At 58.2% G+C, this 19,398-nt stretch carries 17 protein-coding genes; 6 read left to right on the forward strand and 11 right to left on the reverse strand.

Features of this window, described 5'->3' with window-relative positions; genetic code table 11:
* Positions 1 to 46: 46 nt before the first annotated feature.
* Both G6L01_RS13520 and G6L01_RS13525 read left to right on the forward strand, forming a co-directional pair.
* Positions 47 to 937, forward strand: coding sequence for a methylated-DNA--[protein]-cysteine S-methyltransferase (locus G6L01_RS13520; RefSeq protein ID WP_070166888.1), 891 nt, complete (start codon positions 47 to 49; stop codon positions 935 to 937).
* Complete coding sequence (locus G6L01_RS13525; RefSeq protein ID WP_060718338.1) at positions 937 to 1,329, forward strand: hypothetical protein; 393 nt, start codon at positions 937 to 939, stop codon at positions 1,327 to 1,329. Before G6L01_RS13520 ends, G6L01_RS13525 begins: the two co-directional genes overlap by 1 nt.
* Before the next feature lie 216 nt (positions 1,330 to 1,545).
* Here G6L01_RS13525 and G6L01_RS13530 read toward each other — a convergent pair whose 3' ends face one another.
* A complete protein-coding gene (locus tag G6L01_RS13530; RefSeq protein WP_070166889.1) occupies positions 1,546 to 1,893 on the reverse strand; it encodes a ribonuclease E inhibitor RraB in 348 nt (115 codons plus the stop codon).
* A 450-nt stretch (positions 1,894 to 2,343) separates the two neighbouring features.
* Between G6L01_RS13530 and G6L01_RS13535 the strand changes: the two genes are divergently transcribed.
* Positions 2,344 to 2,589, forward strand: a complete 246-nt coding sequence (locus tag G6L01_RS13535) for a hypothetical protein (protein ID WP_139190344.1) — start codon at positions 2,344 to 2,346, stop codon at positions 2,587 to 2,589.
* 60 nt (positions 2,590 to 2,649) lie between these two features.
* On the opposite strand, the gene G6L01_RS13540 is transcribed toward G6L01_RS13535, so the two are convergent.
* Entirely contained in the window at positions 2,650 to 3,186 is a 537-nt protein-coding gene (locus tag G6L01_RS13540) for a hypothetical protein (protein WP_070166891.1), read from the reverse strand.
* Between the two features lie 90 nt (positions 3,187 to 3,276).
* Positions 3,277 to 4,254 carry a sugar-binding transcriptional regulator gene (locus tag G6L01_RS13545; protein WP_070166892.1) on the reverse strand — a complete coding sequence of 326 codons (978 nt, stop codon included), beginning with the start codon at positions 4,252 to 4,254 and terminating at the stop codon, positions 3,277 to 3,279.
* Between the two features lie 210 nt (positions 4,255 to 4,464).
* Here G6L01_RS13545 and tal point away from each other — a divergent pair, with 210 nt between their 5' ends.
* Positions 4,465 to 5,421: a transaldolase gene (tal, locus tag G6L01_RS13550; protein ID WP_070166893.1), complete on the forward strand. Its 957-nt coding sequence runs from the start codon at positions 4,465 to 4,467 to the stop codon at positions 5,419 to 5,421.
* A gap of 68 nt (positions 5,422 to 5,489) precedes the next feature.
* Here the strand turns inward: tal and G6L01_RS13555 are convergent, their stop codons facing one another.
* Positions 5,490 to 6,089: an SH3 domain-containing protein gene (locus G6L01_RS13555; RefSeq protein WP_174089268.1), complete on the reverse strand. Its 600-nt coding sequence runs from the start codon at positions 6,087 to 6,089 to the stop codon at positions 5,490 to 5,492.
* A 300-nt stretch (positions 6,090 to 6,389) separates the two neighbouring features.
* Here G6L01_RS13555 and G6L01_RS13560 point away from each other — a divergent pair, with 300 nt between their 5' ends.
* The gene (locus G6L01_RS13560) at positions 6,390 to 7,295 is read left to right on the forward strand and encodes a DMT family transporter (RefSeq protein WP_070167010.1); all 906 of its coding nucleotides are present in this window, start codon (positions 6,390 to 6,392) and stop codon (positions 7,293 to 7,295) included.
* Positions 7,296 to 7,591: 296 nt separating this feature from the next.
* Positions 7,592 to 8,836 (forward strand): hypothetical protein, encoded by a 1,245-nt coding sequence (locus tag G6L01_RS13565; RefSeq protein ID WP_070166895.1) that lies wholly within the window; start codon positions 7,592 to 7,594, stop codon positions 8,834 to 8,836.
* A 93-nt stretch (positions 8,837 to 8,929) separates the two neighbouring features.
* Here G6L01_RS13565 and lysS read toward each other — a convergent pair whose 3' ends face one another.
* From lysS to G6L01_RS13600, 7 genes are all read right to left on the reverse strand, one after another.
* Positions 8,930 to 10,426: a lysine--tRNA ligase gene (lysS, locus tag G6L01_RS13570; protein ID WP_070166896.1), complete on the reverse strand. Its 1,497-nt coding sequence runs from the start codon at positions 10,424 to 10,426 to the stop codon at positions 8,930 to 8,932.
* A gap of 26 nt (positions 10,427 to 10,452) precedes the next feature.
* A complete protein-coding gene (locus G6L01_RS13575) occupies positions 10,453 to 10,656 on the reverse strand; it encodes a hypothetical protein (RefSeq protein WP_070166897.1) in 204 nt (67 codons plus the stop codon).
* A 17-nt stretch (positions 10,657 to 10,673) separates the two neighbouring features.
* Positions 10,674 to 12,131 (reverse strand): glutamate--tRNA ligase, encoded by a 1,458-nt coding sequence (gene gltX, locus G6L01_RS13580; protein WP_070167011.1) that lies wholly within the window; start codon positions 12,129 to 12,131, stop codon positions 10,674 to 10,676.
* 380 nt (positions 12,132 to 12,511) lie between these two features.
* Positions 12,512 to 14,272, reverse strand: a complete 1,761-nt coding sequence (locus tag G6L01_RS13585; protein ID WP_071206517.1) for an SLC13 family permease — start codon at positions 14,270 to 14,272, stop codon at positions 12,512 to 12,514.
* A 194-nt stretch (positions 14,273 to 14,466) separates the two neighbouring features.
* On the reverse strand, positions 14,467 to 15,804 hold the full coding sequence (locus tag G6L01_RS13590) for a tetratricopeptide repeat protein (RefSeq protein WP_070166899.1): 1,338 nt from the start codon (positions 15,802 to 15,804) through the stop codon (positions 14,467 to 14,469).
* The gene (locus tag G6L01_RS13595) at positions 15,801 to 17,171 is read right to left on the reverse strand and encodes an HlyD family type I secretion periplasmic adaptor subunit (protein WP_070166900.1); all 1,371 of its coding nucleotides are present in this window, start codon (positions 17,169 to 17,171) and stop codon (positions 15,801 to 15,803) included. The genes G6L01_RS13590 and G6L01_RS13595 overlap by 4 nt, the downstream gene beginning before the upstream one ends.
* Positions 17,143 to 19,353, reverse strand: coding sequence for a peptidase domain-containing ABC transporter (locus tag G6L01_RS13600; protein WP_070166901.1), 2,211 nt, complete (start codon positions 19,351 to 19,353; stop codon positions 17,143 to 17,145). Before G6L01_RS13600 ends, G6L01_RS13595 begins: the two co-directional genes overlap by 29 nt.
* Positions 19,354 to 19,398: the final 45 nt, after the last annotated feature.

The following is a 19,398-nucleotide window of genomic DNA, read 5'->3' on the forward strand; positions in this document are numbered from 1 at the left end:
GCACGGCCTGTCATGGTCAAACCCTTTGAGCCAAAGGAAAAGTGCCATGACCACATTTGCCCGCAGTTTTGAAACAGGCGCCAGCGACATCACCCCCGAAGGGAGCGATTACCAGACCGTGCGCCGGGTGATCGAAATGCTGACGCTGGACTATCGGGAGCAACCGGCGCTGGAAACCATCGCCGAGCGGCTTGGCCAATCCCCCACCCAATTGCAGAAAACCTTCACCCGCTGGGCTGGCCTGTCGCCCAAAGCGTTCTTGCAAGCGGTGACGCTGGATCATGCCAAACGGCTGCTGGGCCATGAAGGCCTGCCTTTGCTGGAAACCGCGCTGGAGCTTGGCCTGTCCGGGCCGGGCCGGTTGCATGACCTGTTCGTCAGCCATGAAGCGATGTCGCCGGGCGAATGGAAAGCCAAAGGAGCGGGCCTGACCATCCGCCACAGCTTCCACTCTTCACCGTTCGGCCAGGCGCTGGTGATGGTGACGGATCGCGGCTTGGCAGGCCTCGGCTTTTGCGATCCGGGCGAAGAAGCCGCCTGCTACGCAGACATGGCCGGGCGCTGGCCGCTGGCAAATTTTGTCGAGGACCCAGTGGCCATCGAACCCTATGTGACCAGGATCTTCGACCCCGCCTGCTGGCAGGCGGAACAGCCGCTCCGCGTCGTGCTGATCGGCTCGGATTTCCAGGTCCGGGTCTGGCAAAGCCTACTGCAAATCCCGCTTGGCCGCGCCGTCACCTATTCCGACATCGCCCAGAAAATCGGCCAACCCACCGCCAGCCGCGCCGTGGGGGCAGCAGTGGGACGGAACCCGATTTCCTTCGTGGTGCCGTGTCATAGGGCGCTGGGGAAGAGCGGCGCGTTGACGGGGTATCACTGGGGCTTGACGCGGAAACGGGCGATGCTGGGGTGGGAGGCTGGGCAGGTGGAGTCTTGATGTTCGCGGTTGTCCTATCGCGAACTGTGGTTGCTTCAATACACCGTCCAATATACAACTTGTCCAGCGTCAATAATTCAAAGGTAGCCACGTTGGGCGAACAGTATGATCTGGCAATAATGGAAGCCATTCTAAGCGCGTTAAAAGAGATGGAACGGAATGACGAAATTATATTATTCGGACCAACGCAAAGAAACGCTGCGGTGAAAATTGCCATTTCATTGAAATCGGTAATTCCCCAACCCAGTCTCACGCCCGAAGAGTTTTATGGCGTCAGAGCATTAATTCTTCATGCACTCGAAAGTAAGTCCTTTTTTGACTGGGAGATGCCTACCCTTACAGGGCTTACAGAAGAGAAATTCCGGGAGGTTGCACGAAAACTTCCTCACTAATGATCGCTGCCGACTCTAACGCACCATCGCTTTGTTACTGGTGGCAATTGGCTGGGTACGACTTCTCGCAACGAGTCTGAGATATTTGCATGCTTGCCAATGACAATTAAGGTGATGAGCATATCCCGATCCGCGCTCAAATTTATTCTAAATTAGTAAATATTAATATTACTGGAATTGGCTCATAAGGGATATGTCAAGCGGAAGCCGTTGGGTTCAGTGGCTACCGACGTTATCATCGTTTATAAATCCCCAGCCATCAGCGTGACCATGAAAGCTTCGTGCGAGCTTGCCTAAGTCACTTTCATGCACGGTGATCTCGTTGAGATTGGGCTTTAACCGTAGACTGACAATCACGTCATACTCGCCGCTGTCTATGAGATCAAACTCGGCTACCAGCCCTCGCGCCACAACGGCATCAACAAAGGATTGTGCGGCGGCTTTGTTGTTGAAGACATGAGCAAAGTCTATGATCCTCTCTTTAGAGAGATCGACCCCATTTGCTTTCATATCGGCCAACACCCAAGCATTTTCTTCCAAACGAGCGTGATAGTCTTCGGCCATTGCAGTCCTCTCCTCTATAGTTTTGTTTCCAACAGCGGAAAATAAGCTGGGCATTCGGCAGTATCCGCCATCTTCGTGCTTAAATCTGCGTGGCAGCAGTGGTAATCCACTAACGCCACGGTTCCCTCTACATAATATTCTTCCGTCAAGCAGCTGAAATCACAGAGATCAGATTTGAACTCAGACCCAACGGACACCATAGGCCCGTTGCAGTCATAGTGTACAGAAGCTAACGACATAAAACCATACGCGAAGATGCTTTCGAAAGGTCGGCGAATCAGTGATTAGGTACGAACCCATGGAATTCGATCTCGGGGCGGGAGCGACAGCGGCGGACCTTGCTCGTCTTGAGATGACTTACCACCCTGACTCAGGTGCGAAGGAACTGAGCGCATATTTTCTGTGAGCGGGCAGGACAAGCATCTGAGAGTGTTCTTTCCGCACGTAGACATGTTCCGGGTCATCGATGAGATGCACCGGGCGCTGGAAGAGCAAGGGATGGAAATAGTGGGGCATCTCTCCAACCACTTTGCTTACAAAGTCCAGGGAAGTCACTTCTGGGCAGCGCAACGCGAGGTCTTCGAAGTATTGCTCCCGGAATCTACCCACTACCTTTTTGTCACGGGAGGTGACTGCGTTGACGTGATTACAAGAGAAGAACCTCGCTTCTGCTGGGTCAATTCCAACACCGAATAGGTTGGCTTGACTTGACCTAGTTAGCCGCTTCCGGCCCAAAACGGACAAGGAGCTAAGCTCTTACGAACGACGAAATGATGCTCTCACTATTTCGACAATATCGGTGTGAGAGTTCAACAAAACTTGCTCAAACCACATGCTTCTACCTGGCCATAACTCCAGCCGCTGAGTTCCCTTCTTCGCTGAAGCGACCGTCGACGAGTAGAATTTCTTTAGTCCGGTTGAAGGAGAAATGTGCGCGTCACCACACACAAAGAAGCTTTGATAGGAAACCGTGACACGAAACACCGTGTCGCACAAAACAGACAGCGGGCGCGTCAATATCTTGAGGTGACCAGAACCGGCAAACTGATCGACTATGAAAATCCGTGAACCGTCGGAGTATTCGTGCGGTTTAAAGCTGAAGTTATCGGTCGCAAAAGAAGAATGTTTGATGAAAATCTGCCGAAATTGAAGGTTCAATTGTTTGAGAAAGTCACTGTCTGGCTTTAGTGAGACAGCCAGATCGCCATTTTGAGCAATGATGCACTCTGATAGTTTTGTTTCAATGAAGCGGCCCATTCGGTCGCTAGAAAGAACAAACTCAGTATCAGCCATGATGCGCTGTCCTTGATGGGCTTGGTGCGGGTTTGTAGACTAATGTAGCTCTGACATGTCCGCAAGTGGCGCAAAGCAACCATCCTCCCCTCACCCCTCCAACCCCAACAACTCCCTAGCCGCCGCCTCGTCCGTGATCAGCGTGTTGCACCCAATGCGGCGTATGGTGGCGCGGATGGCGATGGCGCGGTGGGCGCCGCCCGACGCGATGACGATGTGTTTGGCTTTTTTCAGCGTGTCGAGATCAACCGACATCACCCGCTCGTTGATCGGGTGGGAGACCGAGCGGCCCTCGGCATCGAGAAAGTTGAACATGGTGTCGCAGACGCAGCCAGCCTCGATCAGTTCGTTCAGCGTGGCGCGGCTGATGAAGCCTTCCGACAGCGAGGTGGATTGCGGGCGGATGTCGCCGCAGGAGACCACGGCGAGGTCGAGGTTTTCGGCGAGATCATAGAGGGTTTTCAACCCGCAATCCTCGATCAGCGCCCGTTTGGTGGCGACGCTATCGACCAGCAGCGGAGCGAGGAACATATAGCATTCCGCCCCGAGCTGGCTGGCCAGCCGCCATGTATAGTCGATGGGATTGGTCTGGTGAACGGCGACAATGCCGCCCAGCAGCGAGACGACCTTGCAGTTTTCCCGGCGCGGCGGGCGAAAACCGGCAAGCGACGCCGTCATGGTGCGGCCCCAGCCGACGCCGATGGTTGCATTGTCTGTGACCACTTCGGTCAGGAACTGGCCAAGCGCCAGGCCGACGGCGCGGGCGATGCCTTCGGCGTCCTGCCCGGCAGAGGATGGCACGACCACCGCCTCATCCAGGCCGAAGCTTTTCTCCAGCTTCACAGCCAGTTCGACGCAATCATCGATGCCTTCGGCAATCCAGATCTGCACTTCGGAGCGTTTCAACGCCTCATCCAGCAGCCGGATCACCGTTGACCGGCTGATGCCGAGCCGTTCGGCCACATCCTTCTGGGTCAGGCCCTGGTTATAATAGAGCCAGGCAGCGCGAAGCCGCAGAGATGCCGCTTCCGAATAGCTGCTCTGGGTCTCCCGGCGAAGCTTGACCACGATGCAAATTGCCCCCTGTTTTCCGTCTCCTGACTATCGCAAGCCATGCAACATTTGTCAAATCCAACGGACAAATGTCTTGACTTAATGCCCCTCCATAACGATATTCAGATCAAAGGACAGAGGATATGGTCCCAGGTCGCAAAGACGTGTTGGAACGCAAATGCCCGTCCAGTGTTCATTTAATATGTGACATGAAGGAATTGCCTGATGACTTCGAAACTCGAACAGCTTCGCGCCATGACCACGGTTGTCGCCGATACCGGTGACATTGAGGCCGTAACCCGCCTGAAGCCAGTGGATTGCACCACCAACCCGACCATCGTGCTGAAGGCCTTGGGCACCGACATGTTTGCCGATGCCTTTGAAGAGGCGATCAAATGGGGCAAGGCCAAGGGCGGCGCTTCTGATGCCGTGACCGAGGCTATCGCCGATCGGCTGGCAATTTCGGTTGGTGCAGCGCTCGCCAAGATCGTGCCGGGCCGGGTCTCGACCGAAGTGGATGCTGATCTGTCCTTCGATACGCAGGCCTCGCTCAACAAGGCCCGCGCCATCATTGCCCAGTACAAGGAGCGCGGCATCGAGAAGGATCGCATCCTGATCAAGCTCGCCTCCACCTGGGAAGGCATTCGCGCCGCCGAAGTGCTGCAAAAGGAAGGCATCGACTGCAACCTGACCCTGCTATTTTCCCGCGCCCAGGCGATTGCCTGCGCTGAAGCCAAGGTCTTCCTGATTTCGCCTTTCGTCGGTCGCATTCTCGACTGGTACAAGAAATCGACCGGCGAGAACTACACCTCTGAAACCGATCCGGGTGTGGTGTCGGTGCGCCAGATCTATAATTTCTACAAGGTCAATGGCATCGAAACCATCGTGATGGGCGCGTCGTTCCGCAATGCGGGCGAGATTGAAGCGCTGGCCGGTTGCGACCGCTTGACAATCAGCCCGGCGCTGCTGGATGAGCTGGATGCAGCAACCGGCGACCTGCCCCGCGTGCTGTCGCCTGAAAAGACCACGCCCGATCCTCTGGTATCGATGGATGAAAAGGCGTTCCGCTGGGCCTTGAACGAAGATCCGATGGCGACCGAAAAGCTGTCCGAAGGCATCCGTTCGTTCGCCAAGGATCTCGCCACCCTGCGCGGCATGATTGCAAAGAAACTCGAAGCCTGATTTCGATGATCTGTTGAGTTAAAAAGGGCGCGGCAAAGGCTGCGCCCTTTTCTCATTACCGCGAAATCTCACTCGCCGCGGTTGCCGCCTGCCTCGTTGCTATTGCCGCCTGCCCCGCTGCTATTGCCGAACGGGTTGGCATAGCCGCTGCCATTGTTCTGCCAGCCGGAGCCGCCCTGCCCGCCCTGGCCTTTGCCTCCTTGGCCTTTACCCACAGGCAGTTCAATCACCGGATCGACCGGCACACCGCCAATCATCCCCGGCGGTTCACCGCCGGTTTTGACGACATAGCGTCCATCCACCCAGCGGCTGATGCGCGGACGGTCTACCGTGGCAATCCGGCACCAATAACCGCCCCGGCTTTCCATACAATTCTGCATATCAACAGGCGTGCCTTCGGTCAGCGCATGAATGATGCGGAAATTCGGCCCTGCGCCCGACAGAACCGGCAATTGCTGACCGGGCTTGAGGCCGGTGACATGCCAGAGATAGGGATCGGGAAAATCCATTCCGCCTGGTGCGCCATTCCCCTGGCCATTGACAGAAGGTGCCGGGATCACCGTCTGGCTGAGCGCAGGCATGGCGGCAAATACCAGGAAAAACGCCAGCACGCTGCGCCCCGTCATCTGGCGAAAAGGCCTGCGGCTGAGACTGGCTGCTGTAGGCATGGCATTCTCCTGTTGCTGGAAAAGGCCTGCGGGCCTTTCTGTGGGCGGCGGTGCGCTACATTTTTATGGTCACATTGTCTTACCCGACGATCCGTTAAATTCAGGTGGACATTCGGCCCATATGGAGTGACGACCCTGCCCGTCACGATGTTTATGATTGATTCCGACCATAAATAAGCTTGAGGCGTTGTTTTCGTTGCCCGATGATGACAAAGTACGGTCTTCGCGGAACTCGCGTTCTTCCCTTGCTTTCATGGCCTCGGCTCTCTTCGATGGCCCTTTTCTCCGTTTGTTGACATGATGAAATCGACTTCGCTTGGCTATGTCTTTGCCTTTGCCGCCTATACGGTGTTTTCCATGCAGGATGGCATTTCCAAGCATCTGGGCGATAGCTATTCGCCGGTCGTGGTCGCCACCGTGCGCTATTGGGCCTTTGCGATCTTCGCGCTCATTCTGGCCGCCCGCAGCCGCAATGGTCTGGTCGCTGCCGTAAAAACCAAACGGCCTGTCCTGCAAATCCTGCGGGGCTTGTTGCTGGGCGCGCAGATCCTGGTGTCGATTGCTGCCTTTCACTATGTCGGGCTTGCCCAATCGCAGGCGATCTTTGCCGCCGGGCCGATTTTCGTGGCGCTGCTGTCGGTGCCGCTGCTGGGCGAACAGGTGGGCTGGCGGCGCTGGACGGCGATCCTGGTCGGCATGCTCGGCGTGGTGCTGATCCTTTCGCCGGGCTCGGGCAGTTTCAGCCTGATGGTGGCGCTACCACTGTTCTGTGCGCTATCAGGGGCTTTTTACGGCATTCTGACGCGGCTGGTCAGCCGCGACGATCCGCCCGTCACCAGCTTTTTCTATATGTGCATGGTCGGCTTTGTCGGGGCCAATTGCATGGCACCATTTTTCCTGGCCCCAATTGCCAGACAGGATTGGTTCTGGATGCTGGCGCTGTGCTGCACTGGCATTGCCGGGCATCTGTCGCTGATCAAGGCCTATGAGCATTTGAATGCCGTGGTGTTGCAACCGATTGCCTATTACCAGCTGGTCTTGGGCTCGATCATCGCGGTGACGGTGTTTGGCGAAAGCCTGACCCGTAATATGGTGCTGGGCTCGGTTATCGTGGTGGGGGCAGGCCTGTTCACCGTCTGGCGCGAACAGGTGGTGGCACGGCGAAAAGCCCTTGAGGTTCAATCTATTGCAGAACCTGCTTCTTAACTAAACTTCTTACGAGAACTGTTTACGCTCTTATTAACCGTGGTTGAGAATATCCATCGACACAGAAGAAACGAATATGCTCAATTAAGCCTTCAGCAACAAGAAACTCCTAAAACTACTGCATAAATCCTTAAGTCGGCATCGGCTTGAGGTGAAAATTATGCAGCACATTTAAAGAGCTACAGCGAAGCTGAGTGCATCATATCTGGTGCACGGCGCTGTAGCGGGAGTTTTGCGTTTTTGGAGTGGGCCATGGGATATCGTGTGTCGTGAAGCTATTGCCAGGCAAAATCCATTTGTCGCGCAAGCTCCTGCTGATCGTCGGCGGCGTTGCTGTCCTGTGCGGTGCAACGGGTTCGGCTGCCGTCTATATCGGCCGTGATGCGCTGCTCGGGCCATCCTATAGCGAGGTCAACGGCCTGACCTGCATGGAACTGCAATCGGCCACCATCAAGCGCAAGGACCGGCTGTGGGTGCGTAAATATGTCACCACGGACGCAACCGATGGCGTAACCCGCATCAAGACCGCGCTCCGCATCGCCAAATCCGTTGCTGAGACAGAAAAACCAGATCTCGTCCAGGTCGTCGTGCTCGATCAGAAGGGGCCGAAGGACCGGTCCGACATTCGCGGTCGCGCCATTGGCGCCGATGTGATCTATATCGCCAATCCTGCCCACATGGCCGAAACCGCGCAGATGCAGAGCCTGACGGCACGTTATGTCGACAAACCGGCCAATGGCAATGGCGATTTCTACGGCGAGCGGGTGGAAATGCCTCAGGCCGATGCCAGCGCTATGATGGCCAAGCTGACGGACGCGGCTCCTTGCGAAAAGCCCGTACTCGCCACGCCCGAAGGCGAAGGTAAGAAAGAAGGCGGCCACGCCAAAGAAGATGGGCACGCCAAGGAAAAACCCAAGGAAGGGCAGAGCTCGCATGGCGAGGCAGCGCATGGTGAAGCGGCACATGGCGAAGCGGCTCCAGCCGAGGCGCATGGCAGCGAAGCGCCAGCAGAGGAAAAGCCCGGCTTGATCGCCTCGCTTAAAGGCATGATTTTCGGCGCTGAAGAGAAACCGGCAGCACCGGCACATGACGCCGCCCCATCTGCCGATGCAGCCTCTCTTGCCCATGCCCCAGAGGGCAACCATGCAACCTCCGACAATGCGGCCCCTCATCAAGCGTCCACCGACGCGGTGGCCGCTCATCAGGCTGCCCCTGACAAGGCAGCCACTCAACGGCAAGGGGTTGATCAGGTAATTGGCGAAAAGACAGAAGAACCTGCTCCCGCCACAGCATCCCCCGCAGCTGCATCTGCTCCGGCGGCGGCGTCGCCAGTGGCCGCAGCAGATCCGACGCCACAGGCCGTGGAGAGCCAGGTCGAAAATAAGGGGTGGCTGAGTTCGATCAAAGCCATGGTCACAGGCACAGACCAGCCGCCAGCGGCAACCGCATCACAAGCCGAAGTGCAGAATGATGCAAAACCGCTGGTGACCGAGTCAAGCACTACACCCTCGGTTCTGCCGCGCGGTATTTCACTGCGATAGAGGCGCCAGAATTGCCCAGAAATAGCATCGTGCAGAAAACACAATCGGCACGATGCTATAGAACTTTTCAGCCCCGCTGGTTGACTGGCGCTATCAATCGACCTTGGCGCGCCGCGCCGGGAAGAGAATGATGTCACGGATCGACGGCGCATTGGTCAGCAGCATGATCAACCGATCGACGCCGATGCCAAGCCCGCCTGCCGGGGGCATGCCCTGGTCGATGGCGTCGAGGAATTCATCGTCGAGCTGCTTGTCCTTTTCGCCACGGGCATGGGCCTGTTCGAGCTGTTCAACCATGCGTTTGCGCTGTTCTTCCGGGTCGTTCAGCTCGGAAAAGGCATTGCCGATTTCCCAGGCGTTGCAATAGGTCTCAAACCGTTCCACCAGACGCGGCTCGCCCGGCACTTCCTTGGCAAAAGGCGAGATGTCCTTGGGGAAATGCGTCACATGGCTTGGCTGGATCAGCGTGCCCTCGACCTTTTCTTCAAAGATGAAGGACAGACATTCGCCCCAGGTCCAATCCTTTTCGACCGCAAACCCGGCAGCCTTGGCCGCCGCGCGGGCTTCCTCATCGGTCTTGATGGCCAGGAAATCGATGCCCGTGACGTCCTTGACGGCATCCGGCATCGGCACCCGCTTGAACGGACCCTTGAAGGAAATTTCCTTATCGCCAAAGGCAAATTCGGTTGAGCCGTGAATGCGCATGGCAAGGTCGGCAAACAGGCGCTCGACCAGATCCATCACGTCTTCGTAGTCGGCATAGGCCCAGTAGCATTCCATCATGGTGAATTCAGGATTATGCCGGGTGGACACGCCTTCATTGCGGAAGTTGCGGTTGATTTCGAAAATCTTGTCGGCAAGGCCAGACACCAGCGTGCGCTTCAGAAACAGTTCCGGCGCAATGCGCAGATACATATCCTGCTTCAGCGTGTTGTGATGGGTCTTGAACGGATCAGCGGACGCACCGCCATAGACGGATTGCAGCATGGGGGTTTCCACCTCCATGAAGCCATCGTTTTCCATGAAACGACGAATGCCGGAAACGATCTTGGAGCGCTGCTGGAAGCGAAGCTTGGATTCGTCATTGGTCAAAATGTCGAGATGGCGCTTGCGATAGCGGACTTCGATGTCCGTCACGCCGTGATATTTCTCCGGCATCGGCAGCAGCGTCTTGGTCAGCATGGTGATGGTTTCAGCGTTAATGGTCAGCTCACCACGCTTGGTGCGGCGAACCTGGCCGGTAACGCCAACAATATCGCCCAGATCGATCATCGGCAGCATGGCGCGGGCCGCTTCCGGTGTCATGTCCTTATGGCTGAAAATCTGGATTTTGCCCGATGCATCGCGCAGGTCCATGAACATGCCAGAATTGCGCGAGGAATAAATGCGCCCGGCAACCGTGACCGTATCGCCCGATTCCGTGTCTGGCTCCAGCTCCGCATATTTTTCGGCCAGTTCAGCCGTGGTGGCGGTGCGGTGGAAATGGGCCGGATAGACATCGCCGATCTGCTGGCGCAGCAGCGCCAATTTCTGGCGGCGCACCTCGGTGGCGTCTGAGGAAAGGGCGGTTTCGGTGTTTTGTTCGGTCATCGTATGTTCGCCTTACGTGGCTGTTTTCAATTGTCGCCGTTCGTTAAACGCAGGATCTCATCTTCAGCATCGTTCAGTGCGTCCCTCCAAAACCGGAGGTCCTCTTCAGTCGCCAGCTCCGGCAAAGCGTTCGCTGCATAAGCATTCAGTGTTGCTTCTGCAGCTCGTTTGCGCGCGACGGCGACGTCCATCAAGAGCTTCAAAACAAGTGCGTTTTCATCATCGGGCATTTAACTCAACTTCTGCTCTAGTTTCCGCTGCCAGCCATGGAGGTCAACACCTGAATGGCCACCTTGAGGCGCTGGCGCACCACGGAACGGCCCAGCAGTGCCATGCTGTCAAACAGCGGCAGCGACCGCTGGCTGCCGGAAACGGCAACGAACAGCGGTGGGGTCACGACCCGCAGCTTCTTGCCCAACCGGTCGGCAATGGCCCGCAGCTCTTCCTCGATAGTCGCCACGTTCCACTCCAGGATCTTTTCAAGATCGGCCTGAACGGTGGTGACGATCTCAAGCGTTTCCGCCGGGCTGGTCTTCAATCCGCCGAAGGAAGCAGGCGTCAACCCGACATCATTGGCCAGCAGGAAGCCTGCCAGCGGCGGCAATTCGCCAAGCTTGGTGATCCGGCTCTGGGCGAGCTTCAGGCCTTCCGTCAGCCGGTCATTTTCGCTGGCCCAGGTCAGAACGCGGCCCAGGAATTCGTCCGGCGTCAGCTTTTCGCGCAGCCAGCGACCGTTCAGCCAATCGAGCTTCTGGATATCGAAGATCGCGCCCGCCTTGGAGAGATTGTCGGGGTCGAACTTGGCAATCAGCTCTTCCATAGTCAACAGCTCTTCGCCTTCGGCGATCTGCATGAAGAACAGGCCGAGGAAATTCATCAGTGCTTCCGGCAGATAGCCAAGCGCCGAATAATAGGAAATCGAGGTCGGGTTCTTGCGCTTCGACAACTTGGATTTGTCGGCATTGCGCATCAGGCTGAGATGCATGAACACCGGCGGCTCAAGACCGAGATATTTGTAGATCAGGATATGCTTCGGCACCGAGGCCAGCCATTCCTCGCCGCGCGCCACATGGGTGATCTTCATCAGGTGGTCATCAACCACATTGGCCATGTGATAGGTCGGCATGCCATCGGCCTTCAACAGAACCTGCATGTCAACGCTTTCCCACGGGATCGACACGTCGCCATAAACGCCGTCATGGAAATCGCAGGAGCCTTCGGTCGGGATTTTCAGGCGCACGACATGGGGCTCGCCTGCGGCAACACGGGCATCGACTTCTTCCGCCTTCAAATGCAGGCAGAGACCATCATAGCCGGGCGGCTTGCCCGCAGCGCGCTGCGCTTCGCGCATCTGGTCCAGCCGGGCAGGCGTGCAGAAACAGCGGAAGGCATTGCCCTCAGTCACCATCTTGTCCACGAAAGGACGGTAGGTGTCCTTGCGCTCGGACTGGCGGTAGGGACCGTAGGGACCGCCGACGTCAGGGCCTTCGGCCCAGGTCAGGCCGGTCCATTTCAGCGCGTCCAGCACCTTCTGCTCGAATTCAGCCGTCGAGCGGGTCGCATCGGTATCTTCGATGCGCAGAATGAATTCGCCGCCGTGTTTCTTGGCGAACAGATAGTTGAACAGCGCGATATAGGCTGTGCCGACATGCGGTTCACCGGTGGGAGAAGGAGCGATACGGACGCGGACGCCGGAAGTGGTCATGATTTTGCTCGTGGTCATGGAGGCGAGGATCGGACAGAGCCAAGCCATCGCATTTTGATGATCTGGACGCGGTGAAAGCCACGCTCAAGGCAGGCTTCCAGCGATAATCCTTTGGCTGGCCTTAGGCCATATCTAAGGCCAAGCGTCAAGGAAAACCCAAGCATCGGCGGGAACACATGGGTCGGTGACAGGGGATCTTGAAAAAGGATCATGAAAAAATCAAAAAATATCAGATGAGGACGGAACCATTTCTGCCACCGCCCGTTAGGAGTGCAGGAAAGCGGTTGTGAATCCCGCGAACCTAAAACCCCCGTCCCCCGCTTGAAAGCCTGCGTTCCGCCAACGCAGGCTTTCGGCATTTCAGGCCCACTCAACGTTGATCATTTCAACGGCCAGACGACGATCAGCGCGGGGATGGCGACCAGAATGATCAACAGCGACAGCGGCAGGCCAAGGCGTGGATAATCGCTGAACTTATAGCCGCCCGGCCCCATCACCAACGTGTTGCATTGATGACCAATCGGGGTGAGGAAATCACAACCGGCGCCGATTGCTACCGCCATCAGGAAGGCGTCAGGCCGGAAGCCGAGATTATGGGCGAAGCTGGCGGCAATCGGCGCCATGACCAGCACGGTGGCGGCATTGTTGAGAAATGGCGTTACCGCCATGGCGGTCACCAGGATCAGCGCCAGCGCACCGTAAGGCGGCAGCCCATGGGCAACATGGCCAAGCCATCCCGCAATCACATCCGTTCCGCCGGTGCTGCGCAATGTATCGCTAACCGGGATCAACGCCGCCAGCATGACGAGGATCGGACCATCGACGGCTTGATAAAAATCGTTGAGCGGAATGACCCGAAACACCACCATCGCCACAGCCGCGGCAAAGAAGGCAACCGGCACCGGCGCAAGGCCAAGCGCCGTCGATCCCATCGCAGCAATCAGGATCAGCACCGGGATAAGCGCGCTGCGGCTGGTGCCGAGCAGGATTTCGCGCTCAGCCAGCGGCAGGCAATCCAGCGTCTGCAACACGGCCGGCAGGGCGGTGCGTCGGCCCTGAAGCACGACGACATCGCCAGCGCGCAAGGCCACATGCGCCAGCCGCTCCTTCAGCCGCTTGCCGCGACGGCTGACGGCCAGCAGATTGATGCCATAGGTATTGAACAACGACACATCGCGGGCCGTCAGGCCTTCCAGCGGCGAACCCGGCCCGACCACCGCCTCGATGGCGGTGATTTCACCGCCTGAACCGATTTCCCGGCCCGACAGTTTTAGCCCGGATTGGCTGACCAGCCGGTCAAGCGCATCGGACGGTCCCTCGAGCAGCAATGTGTCCTGCTCTTTCAACACCATGTCTGGGAAAGGCGAAATACGGCTGTGGCCGCGCAGGATGGCAGTGGCGATCACCTCGCCGGCGGTGGGTTTCAACAGATCGCGCAGCGGCTTGCCTGACAGCGCCGAGCCTCCGGGCAGGGTCGCCTCGGTGGAGAAATTGGAATTGCCGAGTGCTTCCTGCAAGGTCGGGTTCTGGTTCTGGCGCTTGGGCACCAGCCAATAGAACAACATCAGGAAAATCACCCCGGCAACGGCCAGGATCGCGCCGACAGGGGTGAAATCGAACATGGTGAACGGCGTGCCGGTCAGTTCACCCCGCAGCCTGGATACGACAATATTGGGCGAGGTGCCGATCTGGGTCATCAGCCCGCCCAACAACGCACCAAACGCCATCGGCATCAGGAAGGCGGAGACCGGCGTCCCTGACTTCTTCGAGAACTGGAACGCGACCGGCATCATGATAGCCAATGCGCCGATATTCTTGATGAAGGCCGACAGCACCGTCACCGTCAGCACCAGAAGCAACATCTGGGCGCGGGTCGATGTCAAGTTGGGGAAGAAGCGTTTGATGGCGGCATCGACCAGACCGGACCGCGCCACCCCGGCGCTGACCACCAGGGCACTGCCGACGATGATGACGATATCGTCACTGAACCCGGAAAACGCCTTGTCGGCTGGCACAAGACCAAGAGCGATCGCGGCCAGAAGGGTTAGCCCCGCCACCACATCATAGCGGATACGGTCCCACATGAAAGCCACCATCATCAGGCCGATGACGGCGAAAGCCAAAATCTGTTGAGTCGTCATGAATGTCCGGATCGGTCAGAGTTGGGCTCAAAAGGCTTGAAGTGCCGGTTTGTTCCTTACGGTTACGCCATCGCTCCGGCACCATGCACTCTTTAAGAGTAGCATGCACACGAAACGACGGCATCAACGCGACTGTGACAGTTCATAATTCGGGCATGATGATCAAGTCTACAGCCTTTAGCTTACCTTGACCTTCAGGCCACCTTGGCCAACAGCTTTTCTTCGAGCCGTGCCAAAATATCCTTGCAGACAGCATCTTCCTTTTCGACGCCGTGCATGAGGATTTCACGGGCCGCCTCGACATCCGATGGATCGGCGTAATAGGCGTGGAACTCTCCCAGCACTGCATAGGCCGCCATTTCGCCAGCCTCGACAGCCAGTTCCAGCATGTCTCGCGCGCCGTCGAGATCGACGATGCCACCAATGCCCTTCATGCGGAACCGCCCCAGATTGACCATGGCAAGGGCATGACCGTTTTCAGCTGCCATTTCGAACCAGATCCGCGCCTGGTTGAGATCGCCCTCACCTTCGCCTGCACCGGTCGCGGCAACCACCGCCATCTGGAACTGGGCCGCGACATCGCCTTTCAACGCCGCCTTTTCCAGCCACATCAGCGCTTCCACCGAACTGGCCTTGACGTCGATGCCATGGCGATAGCGTCGCTCCAGGTCACGGCAGGCGCGCCTGTCGCCCATGCGGCCAAGCGCCGTCAGCCAGCGCACACCCCGGGCGCGGTCCCGCTCGGGATAGGCTTCGTGGAGATAATATTTCGCCAGCTCCTCGACAGAGGAGCGGTAGCCCTTGGCGGCAGCGGCGCTGAGCAGGCGCAGTGCCTTCTCCTCATCAGGTGCGGTGCCAAGACCGTTCAGATATTGCATGGCAAGGTAATGGCGCGCCGTACTATTGCCGGCCGCCGCCGCGTATTTGAAATATGGCAGGGCGCGGGCATAATCCACCTCGCCCAAATGCCCACCGGCCAGCAGCGTTCCCATGCCCAGATGCGCCCGCACACTGCCAGCCGTCACCGCTGGCTCGTAGCAGATCAGCGCCGTATGCGGATCGGCCTCGCCGCCAATGCCGGACGCCAGAAGATAACCGGCCAGCGCCGAACCATCGACATTGCCGTGCTCATGGGCGCGAAGCGCATAGTCACGGGCCAGTTCCGGCTCGCAAACCAGTTGCATGACATCGCCATAGAGCCGCACAGCCGCCGGAGACGTCGGCATGTCCTGGCGCGGTGAAATCAGATAGAGCCGGGCCGTCAGGGCCATGGCACCGACATGCCCCGCATCGGCGGCATAGCGCGCCAACCGGCGGGCCTCTGCCAGATCGGAAATCACCCCGCGTCCTGATTCATAAAGCCGCGCCAGTTCATAGGATGCCCCGACATGGCCACCCTTGGCCGCCTTGCGCAGGGCACTCGCGGCCAGCGGCATCCGGCCCGCGCCGAGCTTCTTCATGCCATGGCGATAAGCCTGCCGGATTGCCGCGCCTCGGACAAAAAAGGGCACAAAAGACAGCAATTGCTTCATGGTTCGCGCATTCCCTCGCTCACGACCGGCACAACCCGGTCAAACAGATAGGCCGCCACAGTCTGGTCGCCAACAACCACGTCCGTCACCAGTGTCATCCCGGCAATCAGATTGAAATCGGCCGGATTGCTTTTCAGATGCGGGTCGTCGATGGTGATCTTGGCGATATAGAATGTCCGCTCGGATGCGCCTTGCGTCGCCGCACCGTCGCCGCGTGAGACTTTCAGACTATCGGGGCTGACAGCCCGGACCGTGCCGCGCAAGCCGCCAAAGCGGGCGAAAGGCCAGGCATCGAGCTTGATATCGACCGGCTGGCCAACCTTGATAAAGCCCTGGTCCTGGGTGGAAATTTCCGTTTCTACTTCAAGCCGGGCTGCCTTGGGCACCAGCACGAACATTTTCTGTGCCGTCTGCGCCACCGAACCGATGGAAATTTCGCCGATCTGAAGCACGGTTGCGTCTTCCGGCGCCTTCAGTTCGATCAGGTCGGAACGCTTGTCGGCCTTGTTCAGCTCCTCGATGGCTGCATTCAACGCCACCTGCTGCTTGACCAGTTGGCCCATGGCGTCGGAGCGCCATTGCTGGGCCTGATCTTCCATCTGCGACTGCACCGACTGAATGTCATGGGCGCCGCTTTCCAGCTTGCCCTCGACTTCGCGGATTGTGCCGGTGACTTCCAGCACCCAGTCCTTGGCCTTCAGGCCATCGGCCCGGGAGGCATATTTCTTATCGACCAGCGCGCTTTTCATCGCCTCGCTTTCCTCGCTCAGCGACAGGCGCTGGCGATTGACAGCAAGTTCCTGCTGCAACTGCGCCTGCGTGGTCTCCAGCGAAGAGATCTTGGCCTTGAAGGTCGACATCGAGGCTTCATATTGCGACCGGCGGGCTTCAAAGAACCGGCGCTGCAATTTCCCAAAACTATCGCCGTCGCGCGGCTGGTAATCACGCCCATCGATTTCCGCCTTCAACCGCTCGACTTCGGCTGAAAGGCTGGCCATCTGCCGGCTGGCCGTGGTCTGGTCGGCACGCGAAAAGGTCGGGTCGAGCGTGGCCAGCAATTGCCCCGCCTTCACCTCCTGGCCTTCGCGCACCAGGATTTCCCGAACGATCGAGGTTTCCAGCGGCTGCACCACGGTATTGGGCGCCTCGGACGCCACGCGACCGCGCGCAGTCACCACCCGTTCGACCGGCATGAACACTGACAGCAGGACCGCGCTGGTGATCAGGGCCGCCACCGTGGCAATCGTCATCCGCGCCGATTTGGGAGGGGTCCGATGCAGGATGCTGGCGCTTTCGGACAGGAATTCCGCTGTCGTACGGACCGCGTAACGATGCTCGTCAGGCGACAGCGTCAAGGTTTTCGTCATGATCTTTTCCCGTCGTCAGGTGGCGGTTCTGCTGGTTCCAAAGGTGGCGGTAGTCGCCGGAGCGGCGCAGCAGGTCGTGATGGGTGCCGCTGTCCTTCAGCTGGCCGCGATCCAGAACCAGGATCTGGTCGCAATCGACAAGCGAGGACAGGCGGTGCGAAATCATCAGCACGGTGCGGCCTTCGGCAATGCGCTTCAGGTTGCGCAGGATGATCGCTTCGCTTTCCGGATCGAGCGCGCTGGTGGCCTCATCGAAGATCAGGATCGGCGGGTTGACGATCAGCGCCCGGGCAATTGCCAGCCGCTGCTTCTGACCGCCGGAGAGATTGCTGGCATGTTCTTCCAGCATCGTGTCATAGCCGCGCGGCAGACGTTCGATGAATTCATCGGCCCCGGCCAGTTGCGCCGCCTCGATCATTTCCTCAGGCGAGGCATCCGGCTTGGCGATCAGGATATTGTCACGGATCGTGCCGCGAAACAGGAAGCTTTCCTGAAGCACGACGCCGACATTGGTGCGCAAGTGATAGAGATCGACTTCCTTCAACTCGACGCCATCGAGACGGATCAGCCCGGAATAGCTCTGATGCAGGCCCTGCAACAGCCGCGTCACCGTGGTCTTGCCCGAGCCGCTACGGCCCATCAGCCCGACGATATTGCCCGGTTTGACATGAAAATTGATGGCGTTGAGCGCCGGCAACGAGGTGCCCGCATAGGCAAAGCGCACATCCTCGAAGCTGATCCGGCCGGAAAATTCCGGGCGCACCCCGTGTTCACGGCGCGGTTCGGGTTCGGCATTGATAACAGATGCGACCTGGCGCAGCGCACCGCGGGCCTCTTCCATCTGCTGCATCATGCCGGCCATCTGCACCAGCGGCTGGGTGGCGCGCATCGCAATCATGGTGAAGGCCACCAACGTGCCGGTCATGACCGTATGCTCGTTGACGATGACAAGATAGGCGCCGATCAACAGTGAGCCAGCGTAGATCAGCTTTTCCAGAGGCGCCAGCAAGGTTTGCGGCTGGTTGGCCAGAAACAGCAGATTGGTCTGGTTATTGACCGCTTCGGCGACCCTCTGGTCCCATTCGCGCCGCTTGCGGCCTTCGAGCGCCAGCGATTTCACAGTGCGGATGCCGTTGATCATCTCGATCAGCATGGCGGTGCGGCGATGTTCACTGCCCATCACCTGCGCATAGGCACGGCGGATCGGCTTCATATAGATGAACAGCACCAGGCTCATCACCGCGCCAAGCCCCAGAACCCAGAAGGTCAGGCCGGGGCTGAGCAGGAACATGACAGGAATGAGCACGAACAGTGACAGCATATCCAGCACCGAGCCGAACAATTGACCGGTGACGAAAGCCCTCAGCCGACGAGCTTCTCCCAACCGGTGGACGATACCGCCGGTGGCATTCTGCTCGAAGAATTCGATTGGAAGGCGCGACAGCCGGTCGAAGATCATCAGGTTCAGCCGCACATCGATTTTGGCGGTGACGATGGCGGTCACAGTCCGGCGCATATAGCCGAGCAGCATATCGAACAGCAGCACGACCAGAATGGCGGCGGCCATCAGCGTCAGCGTCGACAAGCGGTGATGCACCATGACCTTGTCGATCACCACCATATAAAATAACGAGGGCACCAGCGCCAGAACGCCAAGCGAAATGGCCGAAATGAACACGTCGCGCACCATGCGGCGGTCCTGCATCACCTGGGCCAGCAGCCAGTGAAAGCCAAACTCCTCGCGCGCGCTTGCCTCGGAAATTTCCCGCTTCATCAGCAGGACGTGGCCGCTCCAGTTTTCCGTCAGCCGCAATTCATCGACCACAAACCGCGTGGCTTTCGAATCGGCAGGATCGCGAAATACCATACGCGGCGTCTGCGGATCATCGACGAAGTTTTCAAAGACAAGAAGCGATCCGTCATTGAGCTGAATGACGGCGGCGACAGCGCCTTCCATCTGGCTCAACAGCTTCCAGTTCATGCGGATCGGCTTGGCCTTTACCCCATGATCGCGGATGATTTCGGCCAGTTGCGGTAGAGAAAAGCATTCCTCATCACCGTAATCGCGGCATAATTGCTCGACCGAGAGGGATAAGCCCAATTTTTGCGTGGCAAGAGCCAATGCAGCAAGAGCGGATCTGGACTGCCCCTCATCCGCCAGATCTCTGTCTTCAGCATTCATCGACACACCTCATCATCCATCGCCGAAAGCACACATGGCGAGTTT

The organism is Agrobacterium vitis (assembly GCF_013337045.2).
Taxonomy (GTDB): domain Bacteria; phylum Pseudomonadota; class Alphaproteobacteria; order Rhizobiales; family Rhizobiaceae; genus Allorhizobium; species Allorhizobium vitis_B.